The sequence below is a fragment of the Pseudokineococcus basanitobsidens genome (genome assembly GCF_037482545.1).
Lineage (GTDB): Bacteria > Actinomycetota > Actinomycetes > Actinomycetales > Quadrisphaeraceae > Pseudokineococcus > Pseudokineococcus basanitobsidens.
This window is the reverse complement of sequence record NZ_JBBIAA010000007.1, coordinates 1-18,341: the sequence shown is the minus strand read 5'-3', so window position 1 is coordinate 18,341 and position 18,341 is coordinate 1. Positions and strand designations below refer to the sequence as shown.

Annotated in this window: 13 protein-coding genes and 2 pseudogenes; 13 read left to right on the top strand and 2 right to left on the bottom strand. The window is 77.4% G+C overall.

Annotation, left to right across the window (positions count from 1 at the left end):
* The first annotated feature begins 216 nt into the window (after positions 1 to 216).
* Positions 217 to 1,806 (top strand): FAD-dependent oxidoreductase, encoded by a 1,590-nt coding sequence (locus WDZ17_RS08330; protein WP_339574682.1) that lies wholly within the window; start codon positions 217 to 219, stop codon positions 1,804 to 1,806.
* Between the two features lie 25 nt (positions 1,807 to 1,831).
* On the opposite strand, the gene WDZ17_RS08325 is transcribed toward WDZ17_RS08330, so the two are convergent.
* Positions 1,832 to 2,761 carry an aldo/keto reductase gene (locus WDZ17_RS08325; protein WP_339574681.1) on the bottom strand — a complete coding sequence of 310 codons (930 nt, stop codon included), beginning with the start codon at positions 2,759 to 2,761 and terminating at the stop codon, positions 1,832 to 1,834.
* A gap of 100 nt (positions 2,762 to 2,861) precedes the next feature.
* Here WDZ17_RS08325 and WDZ17_RS08320 point away from each other — a divergent pair, with 100 nt between their 5' ends.
* Entirely contained in the window at positions 2,862 to 4,691 is a 1,830-nt protein-coding gene (locus WDZ17_RS08320) for a proline--tRNA ligase (RefSeq protein WP_339574680.1), read from the top strand.
* 71 nt (positions 4,692 to 4,762) lie between these two features.
* Complete coding sequence (locus WDZ17_RS08315) at positions 4,763 to 5,554, top strand: TSUP family transporter (protein ID WP_422631902.1); 792 nt, start codon at positions 4,763 to 4,765, stop codon at positions 5,552 to 5,554.
* A gap of 34 nt (positions 5,555 to 5,588) precedes the next feature.
* On the opposite strand, the gene WDZ17_RS08310 is transcribed toward WDZ17_RS08315, so the two are convergent.
* Positions 5,589 to 6,683: a DUF4439 domain-containing protein gene (locus WDZ17_RS08310; protein ID WP_339574678.1), complete on the bottom strand. Its 1,095-nt coding sequence runs from the start codon at positions 6,681 to 6,683 to the stop codon at positions 5,589 to 5,591.
* A gap of 212 nt (positions 6,684 to 6,895) precedes the next feature.
* Here WDZ17_RS08310 and rimP point away from each other — a divergent pair.
* The 10 genes and pseudogenes from rimP to WDZ17_RS08255 all read left to right on the top strand — a co-directional run.
* Positions 6,896 to 7,378 (top strand): annotated as a pseudogene (gene rimP / locus WDZ17_RS08305) (ribosome maturation factor RimP); the annotation flags it as partial.
* Positions 7,379 to 7,539: 161 nt separating this feature from the next.
* The gene (nusA, locus tag WDZ17_RS08300; RefSeq protein WP_339574676.1) at positions 7,540 to 8,775 is read left to right on the top strand and encodes a transcription termination factor NusA; all 1,236 of its coding nucleotides are present in this window, start codon (positions 7,540 to 7,542) and stop codon (positions 8,773 to 8,775) included.
* A gap of 101 nt (positions 8,776 to 8,876) precedes the next feature.
* A complete protein-coding gene (locus tag WDZ17_RS08295; RefSeq protein ID WP_339574675.1) occupies positions 8,877 to 9,221 on the top strand; it encodes a YlxR family protein in 345 nt (114 codons plus the stop codon).
* Between the two features lie 361 nt (positions 9,222 to 9,582).
* Positions 9,583 to 12,570 carry a translation initiation factor IF-2 gene (gene infB / locus WDZ17_RS08290; RefSeq protein WP_339574674.1) on the top strand — a complete coding sequence of 996 codons (2,988 nt, stop codon included), beginning with the start codon at positions 9,583 to 9,585 and terminating at the stop codon, positions 12,568 to 12,570.
* A 37-nt stretch (positions 12,571 to 12,607) separates the two neighbouring features.
* Positions 12,608 to 12,904, top strand: coding sequence for a DUF503 domain-containing protein (locus tag WDZ17_RS08285; RefSeq protein WP_339574673.1), 297 nt, complete (start codon positions 12,608 to 12,610; stop codon positions 12,902 to 12,904).
* Positions 12,905 to 13,015: 111 nt separating this feature from the next.
* Entirely contained in the window at positions 13,016 to 13,534 is a 519-nt protein-coding gene (gene rbfA, locus WDZ17_RS08280) for a 30S ribosome-binding factor RbfA (RefSeq protein ID WP_339574672.1), read from the top strand.
* A 7-nt stretch (positions 13,535 to 13,541) separates the two neighbouring features.
* Positions 13,542 to 14,480 carry a tRNA pseudouridine(55) synthase TruB gene (truB, locus tag WDZ17_RS08275; RefSeq protein WP_339574671.1) on the top strand — a complete coding sequence of 313 codons (939 nt, stop codon included), beginning with the start codon at positions 13,542 to 13,544 and terminating at the stop codon, positions 14,478 to 14,480.
* Positions 14,477 to 15,547, top strand: a complete 1,071-nt coding sequence (locus WDZ17_RS08270; RefSeq protein WP_339574670.1) for a TRM11 family methyltransferase — start codon at positions 14,477 to 14,479, stop codon at positions 15,545 to 15,547. Before truB ends, WDZ17_RS08270 begins: the two co-directional genes overlap by 4 nt.
* Before the next feature lie 209 nt (positions 15,548 to 15,756).
* Positions 15,757 to 17,227, top strand: a pseudogene (locus WDZ17_RS17475) (sugar porter family MFS transporter).
* A gap of 90 nt (positions 17,228 to 17,317) precedes the next feature.
* Positions 17,318 to 18,307, top strand: coding sequence for a bifunctional riboflavin kinase/FAD synthetase (locus WDZ17_RS08255; protein WP_339574667.1), 990 nt, complete (start codon positions 17,318 to 17,320; stop codon positions 18,305 to 18,307).
* The last annotated feature ends 34 nt before the right edge of the window (positions 18,308 to 18,341 follow it).

Here is an 18,341-nt window from a genome sequence, read left to right as displayed (position 1 = left end):
GTGCAGGCCGCGGGAAGACTCCCCCCCGGCGGACGTGCGGCACCCGGTCGAGGGACGCAACGGCCGCTGCGCCCGGCCGTGCCGCTCCGCGGTCCCGGCGACGCCGTCGCGGCCGTAGCATCGGCACTGCCCGAGGACGAGCCAGGCCCTCGTCGTCCTCGGCGTCCGCGCCCGGCCCGCCGCGACCTGACGGACTGCTGCGACGAGGTGCCTCCTGTGCTCACCGACCTGCGCACCGCTTCCCTCCCCGCCGACGCGGGCGACGCCGTCGTCGTCGTCGGCTCCGGGGCCGCCGGCATCGCCCTCGCCCTGGCGCTCGGCGACGCCGGTCGGCGAGTCCTCCTCCTGGAGTCCGGTGGTGACGTGGCCGACCCCACCGCCCTCGGGCGGGGGGAGGCTCTCAACGGCGGCGTCGCCGACGCGCTGCCCTACGAGGGGCTCGACGTGGGCCGCGCCCGTGTCCTCGGTGGGACCACGCAGCTGTGGCACGGGCAGTGCATGCGCCTGCACGACCTCGACCTGCGGCCCCGCTCGTGGGTGGCCCGCAGCGGCTGGCCGCTCCGCCCGGCCGAGCTCGAACCCTGGTATGTGCGCGCCGAGCGGTGGCTCGACGTCTCGGGCGAGGGCTACGGCGAGGCGCGCTGGGCCGAGCACCCGCACCTGCCGCCGCTGGGGTGGGACCCCTCGCACCTGCTGCACGACTTCACCGAATACCTGCGGCAGCCCCACCTCGGCACCGAGCACCGCGACCGCCTGGCCGGCCACCAGGGCGTGGAGGTGCTGCTGCACGCGACCGTCGCGAGGATCCGCACCGAGGGCGGGGCCACGGCGGGGCTCGAGGTCGTCCTGCCCGACGGGACGCGCCGTGACCTGGCCGCGGCCGAGGTCGTCCTCGCGGCGGGCACGATCGAGAACGCCCGCCTGCTCCAGCTCAGCGACCCCGACGGTGTGGGGCTCGGCGACGGCCGGGAGCACACCGGCCGGTACCTGCAGGACCACCCGATCATCCGCACCGCGGAGGTCCTGCCGCACGACTTCCACGTGCTGCAGGACCGCTACGTCGTCTTGCGCCGGGGCGGTCGGCGGCTGTTCCCCAAGGTGCGCCTGTCCCCGCTGGCCCAGGAGGAGCACGGTCTGCTGGACGCCACGGCCGTGTTCGTCCACGAGCACGACAGCCCCGGTCTGGAGGCGAGCCGACGGCTGCTGCACGCCGCCCGCGAGCGCCGGCTCCCGCCTCGTGCCCTGCGCGAGCTGGCGATCGCGGCCACCGCGGCGCCCGGGGTGGCGCGCACGGCCTACCGGCGGCTCGCGAAGGGGATGGCGATCGGGGAGCGCCCGTCGAATGTGTGGCTGCAGCTGTGGGTCGAGCAGGCGCCCGACCCGGCGCGGCGCGTGCGGCTCGCCGACGAGCTCGACGCGCACGGGCTGCCCCGGGCCCGCGTCACGTGGACGTGCGACGACCTCGAGCTGGAGACGACGCGGCGGATGACCCGCTGGGTGGCCCAGGACCTGGAGCGCCTGGGCGTCGCCGCGGTGCGCGAGCTGCCGGCGATGACCGACGACGCCGCCTGGCGCTCCACGGTGACGGACGCGGCGCACCCCGCCGGGACCACGGCTATGGCGGAGCACGCCGCCGCCGGCGTCGTGGGCACCGACCTGGAGGTCCACGGCGTGCGCGGTCTCTCGGTCGTCGGCGGGAGCGTCTTCCCGACGTCGGGCTACGCCAACCCGACGCTGACCATCGTCGCCCTCGCTCTGCGGCTCGCCGAGCGGCTCGGCGCGCGTGAGGCGGTCGCCGCCGGCTGACGCCGCGGATCCGGTCGGGCGCTCGTCACCGCCGGGCGGCGGCGGCCGCGGCGTCGACGACCTCGAGGACCGCGGGCGGCAGCGCCACGTCGCCGCGGGCGAGGGAGACGCTGCGCGGCAGGCGGTCCGGTCGCGAGGTCGCCACGAGCACCTCGTCGACCGGCAGGTGCGCGGCCCGGGCGAGCAGCGCCTCGGGGAGACCGACCGGACCGTCGAAGGGCGTGCCGGACACCGCCTCCCGCCACCGGTCGGCGAGCACCGGTTCCCGCAGGGCGTCCCGCAGCGCGGCGAGGTGCGTCCCGCCCCCGCCGAGGAGGCCGTGCCCGACGCGCGTGGTGACGGACGCGGGCAGCGTCACGGGCGGCGACAGCGGACCGACCTCGTGGTGGACCACCGTGAGGAGCCCCTCCCCACGGGCCACGGCGGCCGCCGTGAGCGCGTTCGCCGTGGCAGTGCCGACGGCGCCGACGTCGCCGCTCTCGAGCAGGCGTCGCAGCAGGGCGAGCAGCTCCTCGTCGAGGTCGTGCGGCGAGACCTCGTGCAGGAGGAGCCGGTCCACGCGCCCGTGCAGCCGGCGCAGCGACCGCTCGACGGACGCGCGGACCGCCTCGCTGCCGAAGCGGCCCGTCGGGCGCGTCGCCCGGCGGTCGAGCGCGGCGTCGAGCGCCCCGGACGCCCGCCCGGGCAGCAGGCGCCGCGCCGCGCCGCGGGCGAGGTGCCGCGGGCTGCGCCGCCCGGTGCGCGCTTCCAGCCCGACCTTCGTCGTGACCGAGCGCACGCCGTCGCGGCCGTCGAGGAAGTCGCCGACCTCGGGCTCGGACCGCCCGCCGCCGTAGAGGGGAGCCGTGTCGAGGCGCCGGGCCCCGGCGTCCCAGCCCCTCTGCAGCAGCCGGCGGGAGGTCGCCTCGTCGGCGAGGCCGAACAGGTGCGCGGTGCCCAGGACGACGTCGGTCATCCCCGGACCCTAGGGACACGAGCCGGCGACGGGGCGGGGTGCACGCGGGCGGCCCCCACGAGGGCGGTGCCGGTCGCCCCGGCCCAGTAGCCTCGCGGCCGTGCTGCTGCGGATGTCGTCCCTGTTCGTCCGGACCCTGCGGGACGACCCCGCCGAGGCGGAGGTCGCCAGCCACCGGCTGCTGGTGCGTGCCGGGTACATCCGCCGGGCCGCGCCCGGCATCTACACGTGGCTGCCGCTGGGCCTGCGCGTCCTGCGCAACGTCGAGCGGGTCGTCCGCGAGGAGATGGACGCCGTCGGCGGCCAGGAGGTCCTCTTCCCGGCGCTGCTGCCGCGCGAGCCCTACGAGGCCAGCGGGCGCTGGACCGCGTACGGCGAGGGCATCTTCCGCCTGCGGGACCGCAAGGAGGCGGACTACCTGCTCGCCCCCACGCACGAGGAGGTCTTCACCCTGCTGGTGAAGGACCTGTACTCCTCCTACAAGGACCTGCCGCTCCTGGCCTACCAGGTGCAGACGAAGTACCGCGACGAGGCCCGCCCCCGCGCGGGGCTGCTGCGCGGGCGCGAGTTCGTCATGAAGGACGCCTACTCCTTCGACGTCGACGACGCCGGCCTCGAGCGCAGCTACGCGCGCCAGCGCGAGGCGTACCTGCGCATCTTCGCCCGCCTGGGCCTCGAGGTCGTCGCGGTCCGCGCGACCTCGGGGATGATGGGGGGGTCGCTGTCGGAGGAGTTCCTGCACCCGACGCCCGTCGGCGAGGACACCTTCGTCCGCTCGCCCGGCGGGTACGCGGCCAACGTCGAGGCAGTGACGACGCCCGTGCCGGAGGCGGTCCCGTTCGACGGGCTGCCCGCGGCGCACGTCGAGGACACGCCGGGCACGCCGACCATCGAGACGCTCGTGGCGCGCCTGCAGGAGGCCTACCCGCGCGAGGACCGCCCGTGGACGGCGGCGGACACGCTGAAGAACGTCCTCGTCGTGCTGCGGCACCCCGACGGGCGGCGCGAGCCGCTCGCCGTCGGGCTGCCCGGGGACCGCGAGCTCGACACCACCCGCCTGGAGGCGGCGCTGACCCCGGCGGAGGTGGACGCCTTCGGCGCGGAGGACTTCGCCGCGCACCCCGAGCTCGCCAAGGGCTACATCGGCCCGGGCGCCCTGGGGCCGAACGCGCCGCTCGGCGCGGACGGCGAGCGGGCGCCGTCGACCGTCCGGTACCTGCTCGACCCGCGGGTCGTGGACGGGACGTCGTGGGTCACGGGCGCCGACACCGACGGGCGGCACGTCCTGGACCTCGTCGCGGGCCGGGACTTCACGGCCGACGGCGTCGTCGAGGCCGCCGCGGTGCGTGCCGGGGACCCGGCGCCGGACGGCTCCGGCCCGCTGGAGCTGGCCCGCGGCATGGAGATGGGCCACATCTTCGCCCTGGGCCGGCACTTCGCGCAGACCCTCGGGCTCACGGTGCTCGACGCGAACGGCAAGCAGGTCGTCGTCACGATGGGCTCCTACGGCATCGGGGTGAGCCGCGCGCTCGCGGCGATCGCCGAGCAGGGCGCCGACGCCAAGGGGCTCGTGTGGCCGGCCTCGGTCGCGCCGGCGCAGGTGCACGTCGTCGCCGCGGGCAAGGGCGAGGACGTCACGGCCTACGCCGAGCAGCTCGCCGCCGACCTCGTGGCCTCGGGCCTGGACGTGCTGCTCGACGACCGGCCCAAGGTCTCGCCCGGCGTGAAGTTCACCGACGCCGAGCTGCTGGGGATGCCCGTGGTCGTGCGGGTCGGGCGCCGGCTCGCCGACGGGGTGGTCGAGGTCGAGGACCGCCGGACGGGCGAGTCCGTCGACGTGCCCGTCGGCGGGGCCACGACCGGCGCCGTCCTCGCCGCCGTCCGGGGCGAGGCGCGGGGGCCCGGCGCCGAGACCGGCAGCGACCGCTGAGCGCCGCGGCTCCGGTGCTCGCCGCCGCGGCGGCGCTGCCGACGGCCGCGGCGACCGGGAGCGGCGGCTGGCTGCCCGCGGGGCTGACGCCCGGCACGCTCGTCCTGCTCCTGCTGGCGGCGCTCGCCGCGGGCTGGGTCGACGCCGTGGTGGGCGGCGGTGGGCTCGTGCAGCTGCCGGCCCTGCTCCTCGTGCCCGGGATCGCGCCCGTGCAGGCGCTCGCGACCAACAAGCTCGCCGGCATCGCGGGCACGTCGGTGAGCGCGGCCACGTACCTGCGGCACGTCCCGGACGGCCAGCGGCCACCACCGGCCGTCGCCCTGCCGATGGCGCTGCTCGCGCTCGGCGGGGCGGCGGGCGGCGCCGCGCTCGCGTCCTCCCTGCCGGGGGAGGCGCTCACCCCTCTCGTGCTGGGCGCGCTCGTCGTCGTCCTCGTCGTCGTGGTGGCCCGACCACGGCTGGGGGAGACCTCCTCCCAGCGGCTCACCGGCCTGGGGCAGGTCGGTGCCGCGGCCACGCTGGGGGCCGTCCTGGGCGCCTACGACGGCCTGCTGGGCCCCGGCACGGGCAGCTTCCTCGTCTTCGCCCTCGTCGGCGTGCTCGGCCTCGCCTTCCTGCGCGCGACGGCGACGGCGAAGGTCGTCAACGTCGCGACCAACCTGGGGGCGCTGCTCGTCTTCGCCCCGCAGGGCCACGTGCTCTGGGGCCTGGGGGCGCTCATGGCGCTCGCCAACGTCACCGGCGGCTACCTCGGGGCCCGCACCGCCGTGGCCCGCGGGAGCCGCTTCGTGCGCCTCGTCTTCCTCGTCGTCGTCGGCGCGCTCGTCCTGCGCCTCGGCGCCGACGTGCTGGGCCTCACGTAGGCGCCCGCGGGCGACCGACGGCCGCGGGGGTGCCTCAGGCCGGCGCCGTGCCGGGCAGCGCGGCGGTGCCGACGTCCGCGCCGCCGGGGCGCCAGGTGCGGGCGGCGAGCGCGGTCCGGACGAGGACGCCGGCGGGCGGCGTCCGTTCCTCGCCGTCGAGCGCGGGCACGGCGGCGAGGGCCGTCGCGGCGAGCCGGTCGAGGACCGTGACGACGAGGGCGACGGCGTCCTGCGGCCCGCCGAGGGGAGCGGGCAGGACGTAGCCCGGCGCCGGGACGGGGTCGGTCGCGCCGGACGCCCGCAGGGCCGGGGCGAGCGCGCCCGCCTCGGCGGCCAGGGCGTCCCGCAGCGCGAGCGCCCGCGCCCGGGCGTCGTCCTCCAGGGACGCCGCGGCGACCTCGACCCCCCGGGCCGCGGCGAGCGCGCCGGCCGCGACGGGCACCAGGGGCGACCCGGGCGGTCCGGAGGGGTCCGGGGACGGTGTCCGCGTCCCGGTGGGGGACGGGGTCGGGGCCGCCGTTCCCGGTGCGCCGGAGGAGACCGGTGCCGGCGCCGCCGGGGCGGGCAGCCCCGCGGCGTCGGCGACGACCGCGGCGAGGACGGACCGGGACGCGGCGACCGCGGCGAGCAGGCGGGCGAGCCCGGCGGACGTGGTCGTCAGGTCCTCGCCCGCCTCGGTCGCGGCGGCGACGAGGAGGTCGACGAGCCCGGCGGCGTCCGCCACGGCGGGCTCCCCCGGGGCCCCGCTGCGCCGGGGGCCGCCGGTGGGGACGCCGGTGGGGACGCCGGTGGGGACGCCGGTCGGGCTCGGCTCGTCCGTCGCGCCCAGCTCCGCGAGGTGGCGGTCGGCCACGGCTACGACGAGGTCCCTGCTCGACGCCGTGCCCGCGGCGGACGGGGCCGCGCCGTCCTGCACCGCGGCACGCACCCGGCGGGCGCTCGCCACGGCCCGGCGACGGGCGAGCTCGTCGGCGTCGGGGGTCGGCGGGGCCGGCGTCCCCGGCCAGTCGGGGTCGACGCGGACGTCCTGCAGGGCGGTGCAGCCGGCGGCGGGGAGGGTGGGGGCGAGCACGAGCAGCGCCAGGACCGAGCGCCGGGTCGGCGACCGGTCGGGCGGTCGTCTCGGCACGGCGGCGATGCTGCCACGGCGCCACCGCTCCCCGCGGCGCCGAGCCCCCGGTGCCGAGCCCGCGGTGCCCGGGGAGTGCCGGGCGCCGGGGTGGGAGCCGGGGTGGCAGCCGGGGTGGGAGCAGGGGCTCGCGCCGGGCTAGTCTCGACCGCCCCGCCCGGCAGGTGCCGCGACGGGGAGGACGCACCGACAACTGGACACGGGAGGACGTCGTGGCGAGCAGCGCCCCGAGCAGGCCGGAGGAGCTGACCCGGCTCCTGGACCCCGTCGTCCGCGGTGCGGGGCTGGTGCTGGAGGGCGTCGCCGTCACCCCGGCCGGCCGTCGTCGCGTCGTGCGCGTGACGGTGGACCTCCCCGACGACGAGGTCGGCTCGGTGCCCCACGAGCGCGTCGCCGACGTCAGCCGCACCGTGTCGACCGCGCTGGACGACGCCGGCGCCTTCGGCGAGCAGCCCTACCTCCTCGAGGTCGGCAGCCCCGGGGTCGGCCGGCCGCTCACCGAGCCCCGCCACTGGCGCCGCGCCCGCACGCGGCTCGTCGAGGTCGACGTCACCGGGGACGACGGCACGGTCCGCCGCACCCGCGCCCGGGTGGTGGACGCGGACGCCGGCGGCGTCGTGCTCGCCGACGGCGACGGGCGGACCCGCCTGACGTGGGAGCGGCTCGGCGCCGGCGCGGTCCAGGTCGAGTTCCGCCGGCCCGCCGACGAGGACGACGGGCCCACTGGCGACGAGCCCGAGGACGACGAGCCCACTGACGACGAGCCCACTGACGACGGGCTCGAGGACGACGAGGCCGGCGACGACGACGGCTCGGCCCAGGACGACACGCACGACGAGGACGAGGGCAGGCCCTGATGGACATCGACATGGCGGCGCTGAGAGCGCTCGAGCGCGAGCGGGAGATCCCGCTGGACGTGCTCGTGGGCGCGATCGAGAACGCGCTGCTGCTGGCCTACCAGCGCACCGACGGCTCGGCGTCCCGGGCCCGCGTGGAGCTCGACCGGGCGTCGGGCCGCGTCACCGTCTGGGCGCAGGAGCCGCGCCCCGAGGCGCCCGAGGTGGCCGAGGGGGAGGAGCCGCCCGCCCCGCCGCCCGTCCGCGAGTACGACGACACCCCCTCCGGCTTCGGGCGGATCGCCACGTCCACCGCTCGCCAGGTGATCTTCCAGCGCCTGCGGGAGGCCGAGGACGCCGCCGTGCTCGGCGACTTCGCCGGCCGCGAGGGCGACGTGATCTCCGGCGTCGTCCAGCAGGGCCGCGACCGCTCCGTCGTCCACGTCGACCTCGGCCCGGTCGAGGGCGTCATGCCGCCGGCCGAGCAGGTGCCGGGGGAGTCGTACCCGCACGGGTCGCGCGTGCGGGCGCTCGTGGTCTCGGTGCGGCGGGGGATGCGGGGGCCGTCGATCACGCTCTCCCGCACGCACCCCGACCTGGTGCGCAAGCTCTTCGCGCTCGAGGTGCCGGAGGTCGCGGACGGCGACGTCGAGATCGTCGCGCTCGCCCGGGAGGCCGGGCACCGCAGCAAGGTCGCGGTCCGCAGCCGCGTGGCCGGGCTCAACCCCAAGGGCGCCTGCATCGGGCCGATGGGCCAGCGCGTGCGGGCCGTGATGTCCGAGCTGCGGGACGAGAAGATCGACGTCGTCGACTGGGACGACGACCCCGCACGCTTCGTCGCCGCCGCCCTCTCGCCGGCGCGGGTCAGCGCCGTCGAGGTCGTGGACGAGGTCGGACGCGCGTGCCGCGTCGTCGTGCCCGACTACCAGCTGTCCCTCGCCATCGGCAAGGAGGGGCAGAACGCCCGGCTCGCCGCCCGGCTCACCGGGTGGCGGATCGACATCCGCAGCGACACCGCCCCCGAGCCGCCGTCCTTCGAGCCCGAGGCCGGGCGCCGCGAGCCGCTGCGCGGCGGTCCTCGGACCCCGCCCCGGACGGGCGCGCCGCGCCAGGACGCCCGCGGCGGCCCGCGCGCCGGGGTCTCCCGCGCCGGGGGCCCGCGCTCCGGGGGCCCGCGCTCTGGGCCTCCGCGGTCGGGTCCCCCGCGGTCGGACACCTCGCCCGGCGGCCGTCCGCCCGGCGGGCCCCGCTCCTGACCGGCGCGGTCGTGACGGGCCCCGGCGCCTCCGAGCGGGGCGCCGCGACCGGCGCGGGTGCTCCGGGAGGCCCTGCGCCGCACCGGCCCCGGCGTACCTGCGTGGGCTGCCGCACGACGACGGACGCCGCCGACCTCCTGCGGCTCGCCCTCGTCCCGGAGCCGGCGGGCGCCGGGGGGCCGGGCGGCGGCGCACCGGCGGCCGTCGTCGACGTGCGCCGGCGGCTCGGCGGTCGCGGTGCCTGGCTGCACCCGGACCCGGCGTGCCTCGCCCTCGCCGAGCGCCGCCGCGCCGTGCCCCGCGCGCTGCGCGTGCCGGGCCCGGTCGACCTCACCGCCGTCGCCGAGCACCTGGCGGCGGCCGAACGTCCCGAGGACCTCGCACGCCCCGAGGACCCGGCACGCTCTGAAGACCCCGCACGCCCCGAGGACCCCGGCGCGCCCTGACCGAGGACGCCGGCCCGCCCGGAGGGCCCGGCAGGCGGCGTCCTCGGCGCTCACTCGCAGTGGTCGGGTGTGGCAGGACGTGCTCGTCGGGCCGCGGGGTGTCACGCCGGTCCCCGGAGGGGGCACAATGGACGGGCGCGCGTCGGTCTCCCGGTCGACGTCGGCGCCCCCTCCGCCCCCGCCGTCCGTCGACGCCGGTGGCCGTGAGCGGGGCCGCGCAGCACCGGCACCACCCCGGGACGACGGTCGAGATCGAGAGCGGGTCGGCATCTGATGGGCACCCGATGAGCTCCCAGCGATGAGCACCCCCCAGCAGCAGTAGGCCCGCGCCTGTCCAGGCGAGGGCCAGGACAGGAGAGATGTGGCAAAGCCCCGGGTTCACGAGATCGCCAAGGATCTCGGCGTGGAGAGCAAGGTCGTGCTGGCCAAGCTCCAGGAGATGGGCGAGTTCGTCCGGTCGGCGTCGTCGACCGTCGAGGCCCCCGTCATCCGGCGCCTGAAGGAGGCCTTCCCCGCCGCAGACGGCGCGGGCTCCTCCACCCCCAGCAGCTCCGGCAACGGCCGGAGCAGCACCGGCGCACGGCCGGGCGCCCCGCGCCCCGCGGCCTCCGCGCCCGGTGCGGCAGCCCCCGGTCCCGTGGCCCCCGCGGCCCGCCCGGGTGCTCCCACCCCGAGCGCCCCGTCGCCCGGATCGCAGTCGCCCGGCCCGCAGTCGTCCGGCCCGCAGTCGCCCGGCCCGCAGCCGGCCGACCGGCGCCCCGAGCCGCAGACGCCGGCCCCGCAGGCCCCGGCCGCGCGCTCCGAGGCCCCGACGCCCGGCGCCCGTCCGGGCCCCGCACGGCCCGCGCCGCAGGCGCCGGCCGCGCGTGGCGCCGACCGTCCCGCCGGTCGCCCCGCGCAGGGGGACCGCAGCACCCGCCCCGGCAGCGCCAACCGACCGGGCAACAACCCCTTCGCCACCAGCCAGGGCATGCCCCGTCCCGGCGCGCGCCCCGCGCCGACCGACCGCGGCGACGCGGGCGGCGGCGAGACCGCCGGCCGTCCGGCCGAGCGCAGCGGCGGCCCGCGCCCCGGCGCCCCCCGCCCGGGCAACAACCCCTTCGCCACCAGCCAGGGCATGCCCCGCGGTGGCGGCCCCCGTCCGGGCGGTGCCGCCGGCGCGGCGGCCGGTGCCGGCGAGCGCCCCGGTGGTCCCCGTCCCGCGCCGCGGCCCGGCGGTGCGAGCGGTCCCGGCGGCCCGCGCCCGAACCCGGGCATGATGCCCGGCCGCTCGACGGTCGGTCGTCCGGGCGCCCCGGCGCGCGGTCGTCCGGGCGCCGGCGGACGCCCCGGCGCGGGTGGTCGTCCCGGCGGCGGTCCCGGTGGTCCCCCCGGCGGCGGTGGCTTCCGCGGCCGCGGCGGCGGTCGCGGCACCACCGCGGGCGCCTTCGGCCGCAGCGGCGGACGTCCCGTCCGCGGGCGCAAGAGCAAGCGCGCCAAGCGCCAGGAGTACGAGGCGATGCAGGCGCCGAGCGTCGGCGGCGTGACCGTCCCGCGCGGCGACGGCTCGACGCTCATCCGGATCCGTCAGGGCGCGACCCTGACGGACTTCGCGGAGCGCATCGACGCCAACCCGGCGAGCCTCGTCACGGTGCTCTTCCACCTCGGCGAGATGGCCACGGCCACGCAGTCGCTCGACGAGGACACGTTCAAGGTGCTCGGCACCGAGCTCGGCTACGACATCCAGCTCGTGTCGCCGGAGGAGGAGGAGCGCGAGCTCTTCGCCGACTTCGACATCGACCTGGCCGGCGAGCTCGAGGGCGAGGGCGACGACGTCCTGACGGCGCGGCCGCCGGTCGTCACCGTCATGGGCCACGTCGACCACGGCAAGACGCGGCTGCTGGACGCCATCCGCTCCGCGGACGTCGTCTCCGGCGAGGCCGGCGGCATCACCCAGGCCATCGGCGCCTACCAGGTGGTGCGCGAGCACGAGGGCGAGGACCGCGCCATCACGTTCATCGACACCCCGGGCCACGAGGCGTTCACCGCCATGCGGGCCCGCGGTGCCGACGTGACCGACATCGTCGTGCTCGTCGTGGCCGCCGACGACGGCGTCATGCCGCAGACCATCGAGGCGCTCAACCACGCCCAGGCGGCCGGCGTCCCGATCGTCGTGGCCGTCAACAAGATCGACAAGGACGGCGCCAACCCGGACAAGGTCAAGCAGCAGCTGACCGAGTACAACCTCGTCGCCGAGGAGTACGGCGGCGAGACGATGTTCGTCGAGGTCTCCGCCCGGGAGAACGTCAACATCGAGGGCCTGCTCGACGCCGTCCTGCTCACGGCGGACGCGGCGCTGGACCTGCGGGCGAACCCGGACAAGGACGCGCGCGGCGTCGCCATCGAGGGCCACCTCGACAAGGGCCGCGGCTCCGTGGCGACGGTGCTCGTGCAGTCCGGGACGCTCAAGGTCGGCGACGCGATCGTCGCCGGCGGGGCGCACGGCCGCGTGCGCGCCATGCTCGACGAGCGCGGCGGGAGCGTCGCCGAGGCGGGTCCGTCCCGCCCGGTGCAGGTGCTGGGCCTCACGCAGGTCCCCGGCGCCGGCGACACGTTCCTCGTGGCGTCCGACGACCGCACCGCCCGGCAGATCGCCGAGCGCCGCGAGGCGAGCGAGCGCGCCGCGCTCCTGGCCAAGCGTCGCAAGCGCATCAGCCTCGAGGACCTCACCGCCGCCCTGGCGGAGGGGAAGGTCGACAACCTCAACCTCATCCTCAAGGGCGACGGCTCGGGCTCGGTCGAGGCGCTCGAGGAGGCGCTGCTCAAGATCGACGTGGGTGACGAGGTCGCGCTGCGGATCATCCACCGCGGCGTCGGCGCCATCACCCAGAACGACGTCAACCTCGCGACCGTCGACAACGCCATCATCGTCGGCTACAACGTCCGGCCCGCCCCGCGGGTCGCGGACCTGGCCGAGCGCGAGGGCGTGGACCTGCGGTTCTACTCGGTCATCTACGCGGTGATCGACGAGGTCGAGCAGTCGCTCAAGGGCATGCTCAAGCCCGAGTTCGAGGAGGCGCAGCTCGGCACCGCCGAGGTGCGGGAGGTCTTCCGCTCCTCGAAGTTCGGCAACATCGCCGGGTGCCTCGTGCGCACCGGCGAGGTGCGCCGCAACGCGAAGGCCCGTGTCCTGCGGGACGGCGTGGTCGTGGGCAACGACCTGTCGATCCAGTCGCTGCGACGGTTCAAGGACGACGCCACCGAGGTCCGCGAGGGCTTCGAGTGCGGTATCGGCCTCGGGACGTTCAACGACATCAAGACCGACGACGTCATCGAGACCTACGAGATGCGCGAGAAGCCGCGCGCCTGACCGCGAGCGGCACGGTGCGCGGGGAGGGAGGGGCTGCGTGTTCGTCGCCGCGCTCGTGTGCGACCTGCTGCTGCCGGCGGAGGTCGGCTCGCTCAAGGGCAAGCGGTCGGTCGTCCGACCGCTGATCGCGGACCTGCGGCGCCTCGAGGTGGCCGTCGGCGAGACGGGGCACCAGGACCTGCACCGTCGCGCCGAGGTCTCCGTCGCCGTCGTCAGCGCGACGGCGGGCCGCTGCGAGGAGGTCCTGGACGCCGCCGAGCGCCTCGTCGCGTCCCGGCCGGAGGTGCAGCTGCTGGCGGCGCACCGGCTGCTGCGCTCGGACTCCGACGACTGAGCGGCCCCCGGGCCCCCCCGCCCCGGACCCGGGCCCCGCCCTCCCGCACGACCGCACGACCCGCACGAGAGGCGGTGGCGCCCCGCGCCGCCGCGGAGCCGAGGAGGACCGATGGCCGACCCCGCGAGGGCCCGCAAGCTCGCCGACCGCATCAAGGTGGTGGTCGCCGAGACGCTCGAGCGCCGCATCAAGGACCCGCGCCTGGGCTTCATCACCATCACCGCGGCCCGGGTGACCGGGGACCTGCAGCACGCGACGGTCTTCTACACCGTGCTCGGCGACCCCGTGGAGAAGGAGGGCACGGCCGCCGCGCTCGCGAGCGCCCGCGGCGTCCTGCGCTCCGAGGTCGGTCGCCGCACCGGTGTCCGGCTGACCCCGACGCTGGAGTTCCTCGAGGACGCGGTCCCCGAGAACGCCCAGGCCATCGAGGACCTCCTGCGCGCAGCCCGCGAGCAGGACGCGTCCGTCGCCGCGCTGGCCGCCTCGGCGCAGCCCGCGGGGGAGGCGGACCCGTACCGCCACGACCCCGCGCTGCTCGACGAGGACGACGACTCGGACGACCTGGAGGACGAGGACGTCGAGGACCCGGACGACGTCCGCGACGAGGACGTCCGGGCGCGTCGGCGGTGACCGTCGCGTGAGCCGTCGCGGGTCCGGCCCTGCCCCGCCGGGGGGCCTCGTCGTCGTCGACAAGCCGGCCGGGTGGACGAGCCACGACGTCGTCGCGCGGGTGCGCCGGCTCGCCGGGACCCGTCGCGTCGGCCACGCCGGCACCCTCGACCCGATGGCGACGGGCGTGCTCGTCCTGGGCGTCGACCGGGCGACGAAGCTCCTCACGCACCTGGTCGGCGTCGACAAGGAGTACCGCGCGGTCGTCCGGCTCGGCGAGGCCACGACGACCGACGACGCCGAGGGGGGGACGACGTCGTCGGCCGGCGCCGGTGGGGTCGACCCCGCTGCGCTGGAGGCCGCGGCGGCGCCGCTGCGGGGAGCGGTCGACCAGGTGCCGAGCTCGGTGAGCGCGGTGAAGGTCGACGGACGGCGCGCCTACGCCCGCGTCCGCGCGGGGGAGGACGTCGTGCTGGCGGCCCGCCGCGTCGAGGTCTCCGTGCTCGAGCTCGGCGAGCCCCGGCCCGCGCGCGGGACCTCGGGCGCCGACGTCCTCGACGTCGACCTGCGCTGCGTCGTCAGCTCGGGGACGTACGTGCGCGCGCTGGCGCGCGACCTCGGGGCGGCGCTGGGGTGCGGCGGGCACCTCACCGCGCTGCGCCGCACGCGGGTCGGCCCGTACCGCCTCGACGGCCCGCCGCCGGGCGTGGCCCGCACGCCGGCCGAGCTCGAGGAGTCCTTCACGCTGCTGCCCCTCGCCGACGCCGCCCGTGCCGCCTTCCCGGTGCGCGAGCTGACGGCGGCCGAGGCCGTCGACCTCTCGCACGGGAGGGCGCTGGAGCCCGCCGGACCCGTGGGGACGCCGGCCGCGCCCGTCGCCGCCCTCGGCCCCGACGGCGCCCTCGTCGCGCTCGTCCACGACGACCGCGGGCGCACGCGACCCTCGCTCGTCCTGGCCCCGGCGTGAGCGCCCGCGCGGGCCGGCGACGCTGGGCGGTCCTCGTCACGCCCGTGGCCAACCGTGCCTACGCCGGCGACGCGCCGCGGCTGCTGGCCGTCGAGCTGGCGACCGTGCTCGGGGAGCGGGCGCGGGACGTCGTGGTCGAGGACCTCGCGGGCACCCGCTTCGTCACCCTCACGACCCCCGGCCCCCTCGACGACGCGTCGCTGCAGGCCGTCGCGGCGGCCTCGACCGCCCACGCCCTCTTCGGGCGCCGCACGCTGGACGACGGCCAGGACGCGCTGGTACCGGTGCGGCTGCCCGCGGTCGACCGCTACGACGACGACCTCGTCACGATCCCGCGCTACCCGGGCAAGACCAACGAGCACCTCACGCGCATGATGCTCGGCCTGGCGACCAGCGCCCTCGACCTCCCCTCCGGCGCGCACCACCGCCGGGTGCTGCTCGACCCGCTGGCGGGCCGGGGGACCACCCTGAGCCTGGGGCTGCTCGCGGGCCTCGACGTCGTCGGCGTCGAGGTCGACGCCGCGGACGTCGACGCCTACCGCGCGCTGCTGACGCGGTGGCTGCGGGAGAAGCGGCTCAAGCACTCGGTCTCCGCGTCGCGCCTGCGCGTCGGGGGGCGGACGCTCGGGACCCGGCTCGACGCGACCCTGTCGCCGTCGAAGGAGGCGGCGCGGGCCGGCGACGTGCAGACCCTGGCGCTGCTCGGCGCGGACGCCCTGGACGTCGGCCCGGTCCTCGGTCGGGCGGGCGTCGACCTGCTCGTCACGGACCTCCCCTACGGCGTCGCCCACGGCAGCGTCCGCGGCGGTGCGCTGGCGCGCAGCCCCCGGGAGCTGCTCGCCGCCGGGCTCCCGGTGTGGGTGCCGTCGCTGCGGCGCGGGGGCGCCGTCGCCATGTCGTGGAACACGCACGTGCTGCCGCGCGCCGAGCTCGAGCGGCTCCTGGTCGCGAACGGGCTCGACGTCACGGACGTCGGCGCCGACGGCGCCCTGGCGCACCGCGTGGACCAGGCGGTCCACCGGGACGTCGTCGTCGCACGCAGGCCGCGGGGCTCGTCGGCCCCCTGACGTCTTGTCCCTGACGTCCTGCCCCTGACGTCCTGCCCCTGACGTCCTGCCCCTGACGTCCTGCCCGTGACGTCCTGCCCGTGACCTCGTGCCCCGGGCCTCCCGCCCATGATCTTCCGGGCTGCGGAGCGGACGCCCGGGGCGTAGAACGGTCCGCGCGGCGCGCAGCACGCGGCGCCGCGAGCAGCAGCGGCGGACGGGAGCACGGCATGAGCAGCAGCGACGAGCCCGCGGGGACGGCCCCGCCGGCCCGCCGGGACAGCAACCGCAAGGCCGTGGCGCTGGCGCTGGCGGCGGCCGTCGGCGGCTTCCTGTTCGGGTTCGACTCCTCGGTCATCAACGGGGCCGTCTCGGCCATCCAGGGGCAGTACGAGCTGTCGTCCTTCGTCATCGGCTTCGTCGTCGCGGTCGCCCTCCTCGGCTCCGCCGTCGGCGCCTGGGTCGCCGGGCCGATGGCGGACCGCATCGGTCGCACGCGGGTGATGCTCGTCTCCTCCGTGCTCTTCCTCGCCTCCGCCGTCGGGTCCGGCTTCGCCTTCACCCCCTGGGACCTGACGTTCTGGCGCGTCGTCGGCGGTGTCGCCATCGGCGTGGCCTCCGTCATCGCACCCGCCTACATCGCGGAGATCTCCCCCAGCGCCATCCGGGGGCGGCTCGCGTCCTTCCAGCAGCTGGCCATCACGCTCGGCATCTTCGCCGCGCTCCTGTCCGACGCCTTCTTCGCCGGTGCGGCCGACGGCGGGGCCGGCGGCACCTTCGCGGGCCTGGACACCTGGCGCTGGATGCTCCTCGCCGAGGCCGTCCCGGCGGTCGCCTTCGGCGTCCTCGCGCTGCTCATCCCGGAGTCGCCGCGCTACCTCGTGGCGAAGGGGGAGACGCAGCGGGCGATCGCGGTCTTCCGGGACTCGTTGCACGCGCGGAACGCCGACCGTCTCGTGCAGGCCGTCCGCACGAGCCTCCAGCGCGAGGACGAGCCGTCGATGCGGGACCTGCGCGGCCCGCGGCTGGGCCTCCAGCCCATCGTGTGGGTCGGGATCATCCTGTCGGTCCTGCAGCAGTTCGTCGGGATCAACGTGATCTTCTACTACGTCCACGACGTTGTGGCAGTCCGTCGGCTTCGACGAGTCCGACTCCTTCACGATCTCCGTCTTCACCGCCGTGCTCAACGTCCTGGTCACCTTCGTGTCCGTGGCCTTCGTCGACAAGGTGGGCCGCCGGAGGCTGCTCATGGCGGGCTCCGCGGGCATGGTGCTGGGGCTCGGCGCCGTCACCCTCGCCTTCACGCAGGCCGCCGTCGTGCCCGGGCAGGACGACGTCTCGCTCCCCACGGGGTGGGGCCCGGTCGCGCTCGTCGGCGCCAACCTCTTCGTCATCTGCTTCGGCGCCTCCTGGGGCCCCGTCGTCTGGGTGCTCCTCGGCGAGATGTTCCCCAACCGCATCCGGGCCGCCGCCCTGGCGGTCGCCGCGTCGGCGCAGTGGGTGGCGAACTTCGTCGTGACCGTGACCTTCCCGGTGCTGTCCCAGGACGTCTCCCTGTGGGCGACGTACCTGATCTACACGGTGTTCGCCGCGCTCTCCTTCTTCTTCGTCCGGTCGAAGGTCCCCGAGACGAACGGCATGGAGCTCGAGGAGATGGGCGCCGACGCGCAGCGCAGCGCCGCGACCGCCCGCGGCGCCTGAGGTGACCCGCGGGCCCGGCGCGGGCCCGCGGCGAACCCCTGGCACAGTGGGGCCGACCGGGAGCGGCCCGGAGGAGGAGGGCTGCCCCGCGTGGAGCGCTGGTACGGCTCGCAGGCGGTGCCGGCGGCGCCGCAGGGCTCGGTCGTCGCCGTCGGCAACTTCGACGGGGTCCACCGGGGTCACCGGGTGCTCCTCGACGAGGTCGTCCGGCAGGCACGCGCCCGGGGCATGCGGTCGCTGGCGGTGACCTTCGACCCGCACCCGCTGCACGTCCTGCACCCGGACCGGGCGCCCGCGCTGCTCACCGGGCTGGACGAGCGTCTGACCCTCCTGGGCGACGTGGGCCTCGACGGCGTCGTCGTCCTCCCCTTCACCCCGGCGCTCGCCGCGCGGACGCCGCGCGAGTGGGTCGTCGAGGACCTCGCCCGCGACCTCGGCATGCGCGCCACCGTCGTCGGCCACGACGTGCGCTTCGGCGTCCGCAACTCCGGCGACCTGGCGGCGCTGCGCGCCCTCGCGCTGGAGGTCGGCGTCGACGTCGTGGTCCTCGACGACGCCCGGAGCCGGGGCCGCCGCTGGTCGTCGTCCTGGGTGCGCGAGCTCCTCGCGGCGGGTGACGTCCGCGGTGCCGCCGAGGTGCTGGGCCGCGCCCACCGTGTGGTCGGCGAGGTCGTCCACGGCGACCACCGCGGCCGCGAGCTCGGCTACCCGACCGCCAACCTCGCCCCGGACGCCGAGGGCCTCGTCCCGGCCGACGGCGTCTACGCGGGGTGGCTCACGCCGCTCGCCGACGGCCCGGGCGGCCCGGTCGCGAGCGGGGTCCGGGCCGGGGACCGGCGTCCCGCGGCCGTCTCGATCGGCACGAACCCGACGTTCGACGGGCTCGAGCGCCGCGTCGAGGCCTTCGTCCTCGGGGTGCCGGACGGGGCGCCGCTCGACCTCTACGGCGTCCGCGTCCGCGTCGAGCTCGTCGAGCACCTCCGGCCGACGCTGCGCTTCGACGGCGTCGAGGAGCTCTGCACGCAGATGGCGCAGGACGTCGCACGGGCGCGCGACGTGCTCGAGGCGCCCACCGGCTAATGGGGGCTACCGGACCGGTTCCGCAAGGGGCAGG